The 12,515-nt window shown below is 67.2% G+C and carries 11 protein-coding genes; 6 read left to right on the top strand and 5 right to left on the bottom strand.

The window, feature by feature from the left end; translation table 11 throughout:
* Nucleotides 1-6 precede the first annotated feature (6 nt).
* Nucleotides 7-1,038: an aldo/keto reductase gene (locus QRM96_RS02285; protein WP_109044664.1), complete on the top strand. Its 1,032-nt coding sequence runs from the start codon at nucleotides 7-9 to the stop codon at nucleotides 1,036-1,038.
* Between the two features lie 23 nt (nucleotides 1,039-1,061).
* Here QRM96_RS02285 and QRM96_RS02280 read toward each other — a convergent pair whose 3' ends face one another.
* The 4 genes from QRM96_RS02280 to QRM96_RS02265 all read right to left on the bottom strand — a co-directional run bounded on the left by QRM96_RS02280 (nucleotide 1,062) and on the right by QRM96_RS02265 (nucleotide 5,824).
* A complete protein-coding gene (locus tag QRM96_RS02280; protein ID WP_109044663.1) occupies nucleotides 1,062-1,304 on the bottom strand; it encodes an NfeD C-terminal domain-containing protein in 243 nt (80 codons plus the stop codon).
* A 9-nt stretch (nucleotides 1,305-1,313) separates the two neighbouring features.
* Nucleotides 1,314-2,747, bottom strand: coding sequence for a flotillin family protein (locus QRM96_RS02275; RefSeq protein ID WP_285318190.1), 1,434 nt, complete (start codon nucleotides 2,745-2,747; stop codon nucleotides 1,314-1,316).
* 237 nt (nucleotides 2,748-2,984) lie between these two features.
* Nucleotides 2,985-4,268, bottom strand: coding sequence for a serine/threonine protein kinase (locus tag QRM96_RS02270; RefSeq protein ID WP_285318188.1), 1,284 nt, complete (start codon nucleotides 4,266-4,268; stop codon nucleotides 2,985-2,987).
* Nucleotides 4,269-4,291: 23 nt separating this feature from the next.
* A complete protein-coding gene (locus QRM96_RS02265; protein ID WP_285318186.1) occupies nucleotides 4,292-5,824 on the bottom strand; it encodes a S8 family serine peptidase in 1,533 nt (510 codons plus the stop codon).
* A gap of 90 nt (nucleotides 5,825-5,914) precedes the next feature.
* Here QRM96_RS02265 and QRM96_RS02260 point away from each other — a divergent pair, with 90 nt between their 5' ends.
* Nucleotides 5,915-7,087, top strand: coding sequence for a serine hydrolase domain-containing protein (locus tag QRM96_RS02260; protein ID WP_285318185.1), 1,173 nt, complete (start codon nucleotides 5,915-5,917; stop codon nucleotides 7,085-7,087).
* Nucleotides 7,088-7,241: 154 nt separating this feature from the next.
* Complete coding sequence (locus QRM96_RS02255) at nucleotides 7,242-8,066, top strand: DUF1206 domain-containing protein (protein ID WP_109044659.1); 825 nt, start codon at nucleotides 7,242-7,244, stop codon at nucleotides 8,064-8,066.
* A gap of 12 nt (nucleotides 8,067-8,078) precedes the next feature.
* Here QRM96_RS02255 and QRM96_RS02250 read toward each other — a convergent pair whose 3' ends face one another.
* The gene (locus QRM96_RS02250; protein WP_285318184.1) at nucleotides 8,079-8,696 is read right to left on the bottom strand and encodes a TetR family transcriptional regulator; all 618 of its coding nucleotides are present in this window, start codon (nucleotides 8,694-8,696) and stop codon (nucleotides 8,079-8,081) included.
* Between the two features lie 312 nt (nucleotides 8,697-9,008).
* Here QRM96_RS02250 and QRM96_RS02245 point away from each other — a divergent pair, with 312 nt between their 5' ends.
* The 3 genes from QRM96_RS02245 to QRM96_RS02235 all read left to right on the top strand — a co-directional run bounded on the left by QRM96_RS02245 (nucleotide 9,009) and on the right by QRM96_RS02235 (nucleotide 12,504).
* Nucleotides 9,009-10,055 carry an NAD(P)-dependent alcohol dehydrogenase gene (locus QRM96_RS02245; protein WP_285318367.1) on the top strand — a complete coding sequence of 349 codons (1,047 nt, stop codon included), beginning with the start codon at nucleotides 9,009-9,011 and terminating at the stop codon, nucleotides 10,053-10,055.
* Nucleotides 10,056-10,293: 238 nt separating this feature from the next.
* Nucleotides 10,294-11,025 carry an SGNH/GDSL hydrolase family protein gene (locus tag QRM96_RS02240; protein WP_285318183.1) on the top strand — a complete coding sequence of 244 codons (732 nt, stop codon included), beginning with the start codon at nucleotides 10,294-10,296 and terminating at the stop codon, nucleotides 11,023-11,025.
* A 90-nt stretch (nucleotides 11,026-11,115) separates the two neighbouring features.
* Nucleotides 11,116-12,504 carry a sigma 54-interacting transcriptional regulator gene (locus tag QRM96_RS02235; protein WP_285318181.1) on the top strand — a complete coding sequence of 463 codons (1,389 nt, stop codon included), beginning with the start codon at nucleotides 11,116-11,118 and terminating at the stop codon, nucleotides 12,502-12,504.
* The last annotated feature ends 11 nt before the right edge of the window (nucleotides 12,505-12,515 follow it).

Here is a 12,515-nt window from a genome sequence, read left to right as displayed (position 1 = left end):
ACATCCATGCAGTACAGAACCCTGGGCCACAGCGGCACTGTCGTGACCAACTACGCGCTCGGAACCATGACGTTCGGCGCGGAAGCCACTGAGGAAGATTCGCACGCCATCCTGGACAGCTACTTCGCCGCGGGCGGAAACTTCATCGACACCGCCGACGTCTACAGTTCGGGCACGTCGGAGGAGATCATTGGCCGCTGGCTGGCCCAGCGTCCCGCGCTGCGGGACACGGCGGTCATCGCCACCAAGGGACGCTTCCCCATGGGAACGGCACCGAACGACGTCGGAACCTCGCGGCGGCGCCTGACGCGCGCCCTGGACGATTCCCTCCGCAGGCTGGGGGTGGACCAGATCGACCTCTACCAGCTGCACGCGTGGGACCCCATCACGCCGCTGGAAGAGACCCTCCGCTTCCTCGACGACGCCGTGAGCCGGGGCAAGATCGCCTACTACGGTTTCTCCAACTTCCTCGGCTGGCAGCTGACCAAGGCCGTCCACACGGCGCGCAACCAGGGCTGGAGCGCGCCCGTGAGCCTGCAGCCGCAGTACAGCCTGCTGGTCCGGGACATCGAATTCGAGATTGTCCCCGCGGCCCTCGACGCAGGGATTGGCCTGCTGCCGTGGTCCCCGTTGGGCGGCGGCTGGTTGTCCGGCAAGTACAAGCGGGACCAGCGTCCGGCCGGCGCAACCCGCCTCGGTGAAAACCCCGAACGCGGCATGGAGGCGTGGAAGGCACGCAATGACAACCCCCGGACCTGGGCGGTCATTGACGCCGTCGAAAACATCGCCGCCGGCCACGGGGTAAGCCCCGCCCAGGTGGCCTTGGCCTGGCTCGCGGACCGGCCGGCCGTGACCTCGGTGATCCTGGGAGCCCGAACCACCGAACAGCTGGCCGACAACATGGCTGCTGCCGACCTGCGGCTCAGCAGTGAAGAAGTCAGCAGGCTGACCGAGGCCAGCCTGCCGCAGACGGGGGTCTACCCGTATGGGCCGATGGCGCAGGAGCAGCGAAGCCGCAAAATGGAGGGCGGCCGCTAGGAACGGCGGCGGTGCGTGGGCCTTTACGCCGGGTGCTTCAGCACATCGGGCAGTTGGTCCACGTACACCGTCTGCGGCGGGTCGTAGTAGATCACCAGCACTTCCTCGCCCACCGCGAAGCCGCTTGATTTGTCATACGGGTAGGCGTGGAACGCCATGATGCCGCCCAGGTACGGCAGCATGACCTCCCCGATGGTGCCCGGCCCGATGCGGCCGGTCACCCGCCCAATCTTTCCCGTCAGGCTCCGGTCCACCTCTTTGTGCATCGGCTGTCCCTACGCGCCCGGAGCCTTGGGCGCACGCTTATCCTCGCCGCCCTTCCGGAGCGCTGACGAGAGGGCCGGCAGATAGTCACCCACCTGGGCCAGGATCCCGCCCAGCATCTTGTTGACCCCATCGCCGCCGTTCAGGACCGTCATCTGCCCCACGTGGGAGAAGGGCTCGGCCGCTGCGGCGATGATCGCGGGCATGTTTTCGGCGAGCTGCTGCGAAATGACGGCGTCCTGGTTGGTTCCCAAAGCCTCGGCCCGGGCCTTGATGCCGTCCGCCTCTGCAAGGGCCTTGGCCTTGATTGCCGACGCTGCCGCGTCGCCCTTGGCCTTGGTGGCTGCGGCCTCGGCCTCACCGGTGACTTTGGTGGCGCCGGCGGCAGCAGCTGCGGCGTTGGCGTTGGCCTGCGCCTGAAGTTCCGTTCGGCGGGCATTGGCCGTGGCCTCAAGCTCGGTGCGCCGGGCCAGGGCCTCTGCGGCGGAGATGTCGGCGGCCTTTTGGCCCTCCGCATCGGTGCGCTTGGCGTACGCTTTCGCATCGGCAGGCTTCCGGACGGTGGTCTGCAGCTTCTGCTCTTCCCGGTCCGCCTCCAGCTTGGCAACTTCGGTCTCCTGAACCACCACCTGCTGCCGGGCCGTGGCCTCCGCCAGCGGGCCGGCCTGCGCAGCGTTGGCTTTGGCGCGTTCGGCGTTCGCCTGCGCCACTGACTGCCTGATCGCCGAGACGCTCTGCGCGTCGGCAATCAGCGCGGCAGCCTCCGCCTCCTTTTCGGCCGCCTCGCGGTTGCGGGTGGCCTCGGCAATGCGGGCCTCCATCTTCACCTGCGCGATGTGCGGCTTGGCGATGTTCTGGATGTACCCGGTGGGGTCCTGCAGGTCCTTGATCTGCAGCGAATCCACCACGAGGCCCAGCTTCTCCATTTCCACGCCGCTGGCGCTGCGGACCTGCGAACCCAGCTTGTCGCGTTCGCGGATGATTTCCTCCATGGTCATGCTGCCAATAATGGAGCGCAGGTGCCCTTCAAAAACGTTATAGACCTGGCTTTCCATTTTTGGTTGCTGGCCCAGGAAACGTCGGGCCGCATTGGCAATAAAAGGCGGGGCATCGCCGATTTTGTAAATGACAACCCCTTCCACGATCACTTGGATGCCTTGGGAAGTAACGCAGGACACTTTGAGCTCAGTCTCATTCAGCGTGAGCGAGAGGGTCCGCACCGTCTGGAGTCCGGGCAGCACCAGGGCGCCCTTGCCGGTGACGATCTTGAAGTCCATTCCGGCCCGGGTTTCGAGGGTTCCGCGGGTCAGCCCGGAAATGATCAGGGCTTCGTTGGGTTCGGCCACCTTCCACATCAGTTTTGTTGCCGTCCAAATGAATCCGATGGCGACGAGCACCGCCAGAATGGTGGCAATAAGCGGGAAGAATGCGGTGAAATCCGGCATGACCAGGTCCTTTCGATGCCGTGGAACAGGCATCACGGTAAAGCCCCAATAAATGCAGCCGTCGGGAATTCCGCCGTAGAAATAAACCTCGCCGTCGGCGCGCCCGGCCAGCTGTTGTAGACAGTCTGGTTGGGCCCCGCCCAAGAGTCCAGAGCTGGGCTGATATTTGCCTGCGGCAACAGAAAACGGGGCGGCCTGCGGGGGAGTCGGCGGCTGTCCGGTCTTGGCCGGCGAGCCTCACCGTCCGGCGGCGGCAGTGAAGGAGTCCACGACCGGCCATAGTACCTCGGGGTGCCGGATATCGCTGTGGGCGCCGGCGAAGGGGTTCTGGTCCTGGGATATCACCGCATTGGCGTCAAGGCAGTAGAACCCGCCCGCGCTGAATCCGTAGGACTCACCCGGCCGGCGCATGGGGACCGTCGTTGCGCCGGCCTGCTGGTAGCCGTCATGGCCCATCCCCTCCCAGCGGTACATGAAGTCATGGACGTCCTCGTTGTCCTGGCGCTGGAGGAAGCTTGCCGTCGGATACCAGGTCCCCACCGCGCGGTCGGCTTTGCTGAAGGTGGCGATGAACGGCCCGTCCACCCGGCCGGCACAGGATGCCAGGAGGCCCGACCGTGCGGGGTCGGTGGGCAGCGGGGACGCGAAACTGAAGTGTGAGAAGGCCCCTTGGATGAGGTAGAGCGACTTGACGGGGCTGCCAGGGCCAACAGCGGAGGCCGGCAGCCCGGCGAGCGCGTTGGCCACCAGCCGGGCCCCGAAGCTGTGCCCCATCAGGTAGATGCGCGGTTGGCCGCCGGGTCCTGCGAGGGAACCGAGGTACGGGCCCAGTCCCTGACTGCCGATGACACCGGCACGGTTCTTCATTTCGTAGTAACTGAACGCGCGCAGCACCTCACGGGCGCCTTTCCACAGCATGCCGAAGGGGTTCCCGATGTCCTGCGCACTCGACTGCGACGGGGCGGCGAGCGCGGCGGCGTGGGTCAGGAGGGGCGCTGTGGTGGCTGCCAACGCTGCCTGCAGGTTCGAGTCCTCGGATTCGGGCGGGGGCACGGGGGAGCTGACCAGCCGGAGCGCAAGGTGGTGGAAGCGTTCGAGGTCCTGCGGATCTTCCGGTTGCCGGTCCAGCAGGTCTCCGATCGCGCCGAGGTCCTGCTCGTTCCGGGGGAACGCCGGAGCCAGGTGCGCCGCCAGTGCCGCCCCCGTGGACGGGGCTGCCGGCGCGGCGGTTGCCTGGTCCTCGGGAAAGAGCAGGGACGGCCAGATGATTCCGACGGCGGCGCAGCCTTCCGCCTGTTGTCCCAGCTGGTCGGACAGATTGCCGAACATCCACTGGTAGAGGCTGCGCGCGGACTGGACATCGCTGTTCCAGCCGTGGGAGAAGACGAAAAGGTCACGGATGCCGCCGTCCGCAACGGCGGCGGCCAGGGAAGCACCGTCTGCCGGGTTTCCAGGGTCTGGGTTGCCATCGGCGGCGAAGGCCAGCTCGTAGTAGTCGAGGTCCCCGATGCGACCGGTCATGGCTGCTCCTGGCTGGTGGGTGGTCAGATCGAGTTCAGGACCCGCATCAGGTCCACCAGGCCGCTGCCTTGGAAGAACGGGTGCCGGCCCAGCGAGCTTGCATTTTGCATGAACAGGTCTTTGACCACCTCAGGCTTGCCGATGAATTCCGGCCGGGCCGAGAGGAACGCGGCGATGGCTCCTGAAACGTGCGGGGCAGCCATCGAGGTTCCGCTGTCCTCGACGTAGCAGGGCATGGGAGCGGTCGCGTCCTTGAAGCCCGGGACCTGGCTGCGGGTCTTTCCGGCTGCTGCTGACGTGATGCGCTCGCCGGGGGCTACAAGATCCGGCTTCAGGCGCCCGTCAAGGGTGGGCCCCTTGGAGGATGTATAGGACACCCCGAAGACGTGCGGCTGGTCCCGGTGCGTTGAGCCGACCGTGATGGCCTTGGCTGCGTTTCCCGGGTCGGTGATGGTGGAGAGCCGGCCGTAGAAGTCGCCGTTATCGTCCCGGGCGTCGCCACCGTTGCCTGCGCTGACCACCACCACGACGCCGGAGCCCACCAGCAGGTCGATCTCCCGGCACAGGGGGCTTTGGCCGGCTGCGAAGTCACCGGGGTACCAATCGCAGCCGAGCGAAAGGTTGACGCCGTGGATCACCATGTTGCGGCCGTAGGAGTTGACCGCCCTGACGTAGTTCAGTGCGGCGATCACGGCGCTGGACAGCGTGTGCTCCTGGTTGTTGAGGACCTTCAGGCTCACCAGCAGGGCCTCGGAAGCCAGGCCGGCCAGAGACCGGCCGGGGTCCAGTTCCCGCGGTGTCCATTCAGGCAGCCCGTCCGGGGTGGAGCGGCTCATCATGATGACTGCCGCCGGGGGAGCGGAGCCGGCGATGATCCCTGCCACGTGTGTCCCGTGTCCGACGTCGTCCACCAGGGCAGGTGCCGGGTCCTGCGGGACCAGGTCCTTGGCTGAGCGGACGGCTCCTGCGTCCTGGGGAGCCGAGCCGTCGGCATCCGGGCCGGAGACCAGAGCCGTGAAGTCGCGGTGGAGATCCGCCACCCGCGGGTCATGCAGGTTGTCCGCTTTTCCCGCGAGGACAGGAAGGAAATGCGGGTGCGTGCCGTCGATGCCCGAGTCGATGACGGCCCATACACATCCGCGGCCCGAGGCCCCGAATGTGCGCAGGGCGGCATCGGCCTGCACAGTGGCGGCCGACCTGTCGATGTGCGGACGCACAATGTAGTCGGGCCACACACGGTAGATGGTGCGCTCCGCAACCCCGTGTGCCGCATCTGCGGCCAGGAGGTCGGTGAGCTCGTCGGGCCGGAGCCGGCACTGGAGGTACAGGGTTGAGACCTGCAGCGGCGGGGCAGGCGGATCCGCAACCGATGAAAAGGTGTCGTTGAAGAGCGTGGCGAACCGGGCCCCCGCGGATGTGGCCAACGTCCCGTGCCCCACCTGCAGTTCCACCAGGACGGCCTGCCGCTGGTTGACGTCGGTGTGGACCAGAAGGTCGTGTCCGCGCTGCTCTGAATTGTTGCGGGGCCTCAGCAGTGAGCTCACCAAACGCGTCATGCCATTCTCCGGTCTCACTGAAGTGCTGCCACCAATTATGGGCAGCGGCCCCGGCATGTCAATAAGGCGCGGGCCGCCCTACCATGAGGTGTGGGCTCGAAAAACCGCATCGTGAGGCGGGCGGCGCTCGCGGTGGCCCTCTCCGTCTCCGGCTGCACCTACACGGACGACCCCCTTCCGCCCGGTACCTTTCCCCCTGCCTTGGAGCCTATGGTGCAGCAGATCCAGCTGTTCCTGAACCAAGGCGCCGTCTCGGCCGTTGTCCAGGTCCGGTGGCCGGGCGGCGAATGGTCACAGGCCTTTGGCGTGCGCGACCTCGACTCCCTGGACCCGGCGCAGCCCACGGACAGGGTGGAGATAGCAGGCGTCACCCAAGCGATGACCGCCGTCGCGGTGCTTCGGCTCGTCGATGACCATCTCATCGGCCTTGATGACCCTGTTATCGACGCCGTCCCTGAACTCGCGGGCCTGCTGCGGCCGCCCGGACCGCTCACTGTGCGCCAGTTGCTGAGTCACACTTCCGGGATGCCGGACGCCGCCACGGCACTGCCCCATGACGTGGACTTCCGCCCGGCACTGTCGCAGGCCCTGGACCTCGAGCAGCAGGTGCAGGCCGCCGGGACGCTGCCTTGGCGGGCCTCCGACGTCGGACTGTTCACATACTCCACCACCGACTACGTGGTCCTGGGCCTCGTGGTGGAAGCCTTGCGCCATAAGCCATTCGCGCAGGTCATGCTGGAACAGGTGTTCTCCCCGTTGGGGCTGAAGGACAGCACCCTGGACCGGCCGGACGCGCGGGCACCAAACATCCTCCATGGCTACGTCACCCTTCACGGCGAGCGTATCGACACCACCGACGACGCGTCCGTCGCCGGCTCCCCGGCATCCGGTGTGGTGTCAACGGTGGCGGACCTGAACCTTTTTATGGCCGCACTCCTCCAAGGCCGGGCCGTTTCCCCGTCCTCGCTGCGGGAGATGAAGACCAGCCCCGGCTTTGGCCGCTTCGGGCTGGGATTGTGGCGCTTCGCGGATCAGTGTTCACCGGCCATGCGGCAGGAAGGCAAGGGCTCGTTCCGGGACTTCCAGACCGTTGCCGTCAGCAGCGACGACGGGCGCTACCAAGCCGCAATGACGGTCACGGCGCCGCCCATGCCCGGCGAGGTTGAAGACCCCGCCAGCACCGGCCGCCGGGACCTCCTCAACGGCCAGATCGAGTCCACCCTCAACGAGGCGCTGGACAGGCTCTGCCAGCCTGCCCGCTGAGCACAAACGCGCCGGTCAGCCGCGCCTAAGGCCGCACCCGGGGCCTGTCCGGATGGTCCCCGCGGATCTACACTGAAGCATCCCGCGACACGTTGCGGCCGGGGAAAGCTGGCGTGGGAACAGAGGATCAACTACATAGCTGGAAGGGCGGACCATGGGCAACGCGTCGCAGGGAGCTAACCGGGCAGTTTCGGAAGCGGCATCGGCCAGCCGCAGCCCGGCGTTACGCATTCTGGCCCGTGCCGGCTTCGTGTTCATCGGCCTGGTCCACGTGTTGATCGGCGTGATCGCCCTGCAGCTGGACAGGGGCCAGGGCGGGGAAGCGGACCAGTCAGGGGCGATCGGATCCCTTGCCTCAAAACCCGGCGGCGGAATCCTCCTGTGGGCAGGGGCGGTTGCCTGCGCGGCCCTCGCTCTGTGGATGGTCGGCGAAGCCGTGTTTGGTGCGCGTTCCGAAAGTGATTCGAAGAAGAAGCTGAAAGAGGCAGGATCCGCTGCCGGAAAGGCCGTGGTGTTCGGTTTCCTGGCCTTCACGTTCGCCGTGTTCGCGACGGGCGGTTCCAAGAGTTCCAGCCAGTCGGCCAGTGACTTCACGGCCAAGCTCATGGCTGCGCCCGCTGGAGTGGTGCTGCTGGTCGTTGTCGGCTTGGCGATCGTTGCCGCCGGCGTTTACTACGCGTACCGGGGCTTCACCCGAAAGTTCATGGAAGACCTGCAGGATCCCGGAAACGCCCGCACCGCTGTCGAGTGGCTCGGCACCGTGGGCTACATCGCCAAAGGAGTGGTCCTCGCCGTCGTTGGTGTCCTGATTATCGTGGCGGCTGCGACTGCCGATCCGTCCAAGTCTTCGGGACTGGATGGCGGCCTGAAGGCACTGGGTTCACAGCCCTACGGCGTGTTCCTGCTCGCGGCCATCGCCGCCGGCCTCATCTGCTACGGCGTGTACTCCATGGCGCGGGCCCGGTACGGCAAGTTCTAGGGAGCGGTCTTGTCAGCCGATGGGCCACCAGTCCGGAAGCAGTTGCCACAGGTCCGCCAGGAATTCCTCCGCCGGCCGGGGCTGATCCTCCAGGAGGCGTGACTCCAGTGCCCCCACCACGCCGTAGGCAATGAACCGCGCCACCATGGGCGGCGGGACGTCGCGGCCACCCGGTGCCGGAACGGCGATGGCCCGGCGTTCGATCAGCAGGCGGACCGAACCTTCGAAATGGGCGCCGAGCATGCCGTGCAACCCCGCAGTTCCCGGCTCGGCGGCCAGGCCGTGGCGGTAGATCCGGCGGTGCGCATCCACGTGGCGGACCACCCCGGCGGTTACGGCTGCGACGGCGTGGCCAATGTCGCCGCCGGACACGGAGAGGTGCTCGTCCCGCAGGGCATCCAGTTCGGCGGAGAGGACCTGCCGCAGCAAGGCGGCGGGGGATGCCGCGTGCTGGTAGAACGTCGACCTGTTGACCCCCGCGGCAGCGGCGACCTGCGCGGCCCCCAGTGTCCCGGCGTCGTGGTCCGCTGCCAGTGCCAGGATGGCGGCGGCGAGCCTGGCATGGCTCCTGGCCGCGCGGGGATCGCGGGCAGCCGGTACCTCCGTGCCCTGATCCGGTCCTTTTGTCATGCCGGTCACACTCCCTGGTGATCTTGGCCGCCGGCGGTGGATATACCGCCCCCGCGGGCGTAGCGTTCTAACTATCCAACATTTGTTGGATAGTTCGATCGGGCCACTGTACCTTCGGCTCACGGTTGAAAGGAAGCACCACCATTCCCAGGTCTCGGCTGGGCCGCCCTGAGGACGTGGCGGCGGCATCCTGCCCGCCGCCAGCGACGACGCCGCGTTCATGACCGGGTCCGAACTCGTGCTCGACGGCGGCTACACCGCCCGCTGAAGCAGAAACCCACAACAATGCAACAGAAAGAAGAGGGCAGCAGCATGCGCGCCATAGTGTTCAACGAATGGAAGCAGTTTCCCGAGCTTCAGGAAGTGGCCCGGCCCGTTCCCGGGCCCGGCGAAGTCCTGCTCAAGGTGGCCGGCGCGGGTGCCTGCCACTCGGATGTGAGCATCTTCGAGGATTTCACGGCTGAGGTGCCCGGAAACATGTCGAAAGGTTTCATCCTGGGCCACGAGAACTCCGGGTGGGTTGAAGCGCTCGGCCCCGGCGTCGACGGCATCAACGTCGGCGACGCCTACCTGGTGTACGGGCCCATCGGCTGCGGGCACTGCAAGGCATGCTCCCGCGGCCAGGACACCTACTGCGAGAATGCGGCGACCAACCCCTACCTGGGTATCGGACTTGGACGGGACGGCGGCATGGCCGAATACGTCACCGTCCCGGTGCGCAACCTCATTCCGCTCGGTGCGGCGGATCCGATTGCCGCGGCACCGCTGGCCGACGCCGCCCTGACGCCCTACCACGCCATCAAGACTGCCCTTCCGCACCTGAACGGCGGAGGCCGCTTCGCGCTGGTGGTGGGACTCGGCGGGCTGGGACAGATCGCAGTCCAGATCCTCACGGCACTCACGGGCGCCACCATCATTGCCACCGACATGAAGCCGGAGGCCATGGCCAAGGCTGAAGCGGCAGGGGCCGTCACCGTGCCCGGCGGCCCGGACCAGGTGGCCAAAATCCGTGAGCTTACCGGCGGCCGGGGCGTGGACGCGGCCTTCGACTTCGTGGGCGTCACCCCCACCATCGCCACCGCCACCGGGTCCATGGCCCAGGGCGGACGGCTGACCGTGGTGGGCATCGCCGGCGGAGTCCACGAATGGACGTTCTTCAACACGCCCTACGAATCCACCATCACCAACACGTACTGGGGCACCATCGAGGAGCTCCACGAGGTGGTGGACATGTACCGGGCGGGCCAGATCGTACCGGAGATCGAGACCTTCTCCCTTGACGACGGCCTGGACGCCTACCGCCGGCTGGCGGAGGGGAAGCTGAGCGCCCGCGCGGTGGTTGTCCCGCACCAGGGCTGACCACCCGGGGCCGGTCCCGGGCGGCCACTCCAGGCCTGCCGGACGGGTCCGGCCGCCCGGCAGGCAACCGATGCAGAAGGTGTGAATTGGCTGTGGAGTTGCTGTGCGATCTGTCGCATTGGCCCCGCCGGCACTACAGTATCCTCACTGAATGCCTACGATGGGACACGGACAAACGACAATAACGTGGCGGCCGGCGACTTAGCCGCCGCCGGATTCCAGGCAGGAGGCGGCACCCATGCAACACACCGTGCCGCTGCGCGGGCACCCGGCCAGGCTCGTTGCTGCCGGCACGTTCGGCGTCCTGCTGGCCGTTACGTCAGGCAGCGCGGCGCAAACCCAGCCGCCGGCCACGGGGGAGGCCCCGGTCCGGGTGGTAGTGGTGGGGGACTCGCTCAGCACCGGCCACGGCACCTCGCCGCAGGAAGCCTGGCCGGCCCTGATGCGCAACGACCCCGTAGGCGCCGGCCTGGAAGTGGTCAACGCAGCAGAAGACGGCAGTGGATACGTCAGCCCCGGCGATTTTGACGGCACGTTTGGCACCCAGGTTGAGGAGCTCGTCAACGCCAAAACGGGGATTGTGGTGTTCTTCGGCTCGGAAAACGACCTCGGCTACGCGTCCGATGAAATTGGCGACGCCGCGCTGGCGGCGATGGACCGGGCCGAGACGCTCGCCCCGGAAGCGAAAATCATTGTGGTGGGACCGCCGTCGTACTCCCCGGACCCGGACCCCGGGCTCCTGGAGATCAGCAGCCAGCTCAAGGCCGCCGCGGCCCGGGCCGGAGGCGAATTCGTGGACCCCATCGCCGAGGGCTGGATCAGCGGCGACTTCGATGACTTGATCGGCCCCGACGGCGACCACCCCACCGTGGCCGGACAGCACTACCTCCTGGAACACATCGGCGCCTACCTTGAGCAGGCGGCGCCGGCTGCCGCGGCGGCCGTGCAAGGACGCCCCGAACCCCAGTGATACGCCGGCTCCTGCCGGCGGCCGGCATGTCGGTCCAGGAATCTGGAGGAATCTATCGATTACCTTCAGGGCGGGGATTACGGTAGAGGAGTGACTGACCGCCCCGAAATCTACACCGTTGGTGAACTCCGAGCAGCGGGCCATGTCCTCAAGGATCTGAGGCACGAAATCCGCGACAATCTCCTCGCCGCCCTGGCAGCAGGTCGTGACCCGTGGCCTGGCCTCTATGGGTTCAGCCGGACCGTCCTGCCCCAGCTTGAGCGAGCCCTGATCGCCGGCCATGACCTCGTGCTGCTGGGAGAACGCGGACAGGGCAAAACCCGCCTGCTCCGCACCTTGGCCGGGTTGCTGGACGAATGGTCCCCGGTGATTGAGGACTCGGAACTGAACGAACACCCCTATCAGCCGATCACCGAACAGTCCCTGGCCCGCGTCCGGGCCGAGGGGGACCGGTTGAGGATCGGCTGGCGGCACCGTTCCGAACGGTACGTCGAGAAGCTCGCAACGCCGGACACGTCCGTGGCGGATCTCGTCGGCGACGTCGACCCCATGCGCGTGGCCGAGGGCCGAAGGCTCGGGGATCCGGAGACCATCCACTACGGGCTTATTCCGCGCTCCAACCGCGGCATCATCGCCATCAACGAGCTCCCGGACCTGGCCGAACGCATCCAGGTGTCCATGCTGAACGTGATGGAGGAACGTGACATCCAGATCCGCGGGTACGTACTGCGGCTGCCCCTCGACGTGCTTGTTGTGGCCTCCGCCAACCCGGAGGACTACACCAACCGCGGCCGGATCATCACCCCGCTGAAGGACCGCTTCGGTGCCGAGATCAGGACCCACTACCCGATCGAACTCGAGGACGAGGTCTCCGTCATCCGGCAGGAGGGCCGGCTGGTGGCTGACGTCCCGCCCTTCATCCTGGAGATCCTTGCCCGCTACACCCGGGCGCTGCGCGAGTCCCCGGCCATCAACCAGGCCTCCGGAGTTTCGGCCAGGTTCGCGATCGCCGGTGCCGAAACCGTGGCCGCGGCGGCGCTCCGCCGGGCCCGGCTCCGCGGGGAGGACCACGCCGTGGCCCGGATCATCGACCTCGAACCTGCCGTGGAAGTCCTGACCGGCAAGATCGAGTTCGAATCGGGTGAGGAAGGCCGCGAACAAGGCATCCTCGACCACCTCCTCCGCACCGCCACCGCAGAGGCCGTCAGGGCCCACTTCCAAGGCCTCGATATGGGACCGCTCGTATCGGCCCTGGACGGCCACCGAACCGTCACCACCGGGGAGCAAGTCACGGCACAGGAGTTCCTCGCTAACCTCCCGTCCCTCAACGGCTCCGGTCTCTACGACGAAATCGGCCGCCGCCTGGGTGCGACGAACGACGGGCAGCGGGCTGCCGCCGTCGAACTGGCCTTGGAAGGGCTCTACCTGGGCCGGCGGATCTCCAAGGAGTCCGACGACGAGGAAACCATCTACGGCTAGGCGCAGGAGGC

This window comes from Pseudarthrobacter sp. lyk4-40-TYG-27 (assembly GCF_030209295.1).
Lineage (GTDB): Bacteria > Actinomycetota > Actinomycetes > Actinomycetales > Micrococcaceae > Arthrobacter.
The sequence above is the reverse complement of the archived record's forward strand: the minus strand, read 5'-3'. Positions and strand labels throughout refer to the sequence as shown.